The following is a 1,750-nucleotide window of genomic DNA, read 5'->3' on the forward strand; positions in this document are numbered from 1 at the left end:
GGCCCATTCCATATGCGGATAGCGCGGCACGGTCCTGGGCGGCACGGCGACCTCGAGCGGCACGCGCGGCGCCTCGTTCGGCAGAACAACAAAACCGCGGCACCATGGCCGCTGCGTCGACACTATTGGGGCATACTGGTCGCGGTTCGGGCCGGTGATGCCTTCGTAATGATTGGAGCCACCCCACGTGTTGTAGGCAAGCCAGGTGCCGGTGGCTGCAACCTGCAGCACACGACCGCGTTTCTTGCCGGGCTGCGGGCTAACGATGAAAAGATGCTGGCATCGGATCGGCTTGCCGTCGCGGCCGTCCGCCGTCAGCGTGATGCGGTAGGCTCCGGACGGCCAGTCGTCGCCGACCCGGAATTCAAACGAAGCGCCCCAGCCGCAGCCCACGACCGAACATTGGTCGGGTGTATCCTGCCAGCGCGCCGCGATCCCAGCCTTCTCGAACATTTTCATGTCCGTGCCGCCGTCGCGGACGATCGAAATGCTGAAGCTGGAGGCCGTCGAGCTGACATGCAGCACCACCGTCTCGTCCCGGCGGTATGAAAAACGATCGCTGTAGCACCAGATCTCGCCGCGTTCGCCATCCATGCCCGGCCACTCCCAGTAGTGTCCGCGTACGGCTTGCCGGCGCTGGTGGGGCGTCAGTCCGAAATCGGGGAATTCGGTAGGAAGCTTGGTCATGAACGCCTGTGAAGGGTCGAACGCGTCATTTCGACCATCTGCCGGCCAACCGTCAATTGGAAACGATCGGGCCAGCGATAGCTCACAGCCGGCCTTGGCCTTGCCTTCCAAACCGACTATCTCACAAAGGGTGGCCTTTTTCGCCACGGGAGCCGACATGCTGAGAGTGCAAAAGGTCAAGGTGGACGACATCTACGTGCCGACCGCGCGCAGGAAGACACTGCATCCCGAGACCGTCCGGCATCTGGCCGAAGACATTCTGGAAAACGGCATGAAGACGCCGATCCAGGTGCGCCACGACGGCAAGCGCCATGTCCTGGTCGAAGGCCTGCATCGGCTGGAAGCGGCGAAGTGGCTCGGCGAGACCGAAATCGACGCCTATCTGGTCCAAGCCAAGCGCCACTGAGCTCTCCATCGGCGTTCGCCGGAATCGGCCTGGCGAAATTTTCGCGGGACGCTGTCGGGCTGCGCGTTGCCCGCTCGTCCTTGAGAGTGGAAACCGGCATTCAAGCCAACTCTTTTGCAAGTGAGGAGACCATCATGACCACCAAGCTCGACATCGCCCCCAGCTCCGACCGCGAACTGGTTCTTGCCCGCATCATCGATGCGCCGCGCGAGAACGTCTATCGCTGCTGGACCGAGCCGAAGCTCGTGACGCAATGGTTCGCGCCAAAGCCGTGGACGACGCCGCGCGCCGAAATGGACGTGCGCAGCGGCGGCTCCAGCCTGGTCGTCATGGCGGGACCCGACGGCAATGAATTTCCGAACCCCGGCATCTTCCTCGAAGTCGTGCCGGGCAAGAAGATCGTTCTCACCGACGCCTATACGAAAGCGTGGGAGCCGTCCGAAAAGCCGTTCATGACGGTCGTGCTGACGTTCGACGATGAGGGCGAGGGCAAGACCCGCTACATCGCCCGGGTTGCGCATTGGTCGGTCACTGACCGCGAAGAGCACGAGAAGATGGGCTTTCACGAGGGCTGGGGCCAGTGCGCCGACCAGCTCGAAGAAGTCGCTAAGCGACTTTGATATCGGCGGGACGGAAGGAGACCGACATGTCCAGAGC

The 1,750-nt window shown here is 62.9% G+C and carries 3 protein-coding genes; 2 read left to right on the plus strand and 1 reads right to left on the minus strand.

The annotated features are described in order from the left end of the window. Positions 1 to 687: N,N-dimethylformamidase beta subunit family domain-containing protein (locus EOA78_RS35380; RefSeq protein ID WP_348628524.1), on the minus strand; the 687-nt coding region annotated here is incomplete at its 3' end. 157 nt (positions 688 to 844) lie between these two features. Here EOA78_RS35380 and EOA78_RS35385 point away from each other — a divergent pair. Both EOA78_RS35385 and EOA78_RS35390 read left to right on the plus strand, forming a co-directional pair. Then, positions 845 to 1,093, plus strand: a complete 249-nt coding sequence (locus EOA78_RS35385) for a ParB N-terminal domain-containing protein (protein ID WP_127320334.1) — start codon at positions 845 to 847, stop codon at positions 1,091 to 1,093. A gap of 134 nt (positions 1,094 to 1,227) precedes the next feature. Further along, on the plus strand, positions 1,228 to 1,713 hold the full coding sequence (locus EOA78_RS35390; RefSeq protein WP_127320336.1) for an SRPBCC family protein: 486 nt from the start codon (positions 1,228 to 1,230) through the stop codon (positions 1,711 to 1,713). Positions 1,714 to 1,750 lie beyond the last annotated feature (37 nt).

It is taken from the genome of Mesorhizobium sp. M5C.F.Cr.IN.023.01.1.1 (assembly GCF_003997585.1).
Taxonomy (GTDB): domain Bacteria; phylum Pseudomonadota; class Alphaproteobacteria; order Rhizobiales; family Rhizobiaceae; genus Mesorhizobium; species Mesorhizobium wenxiniae.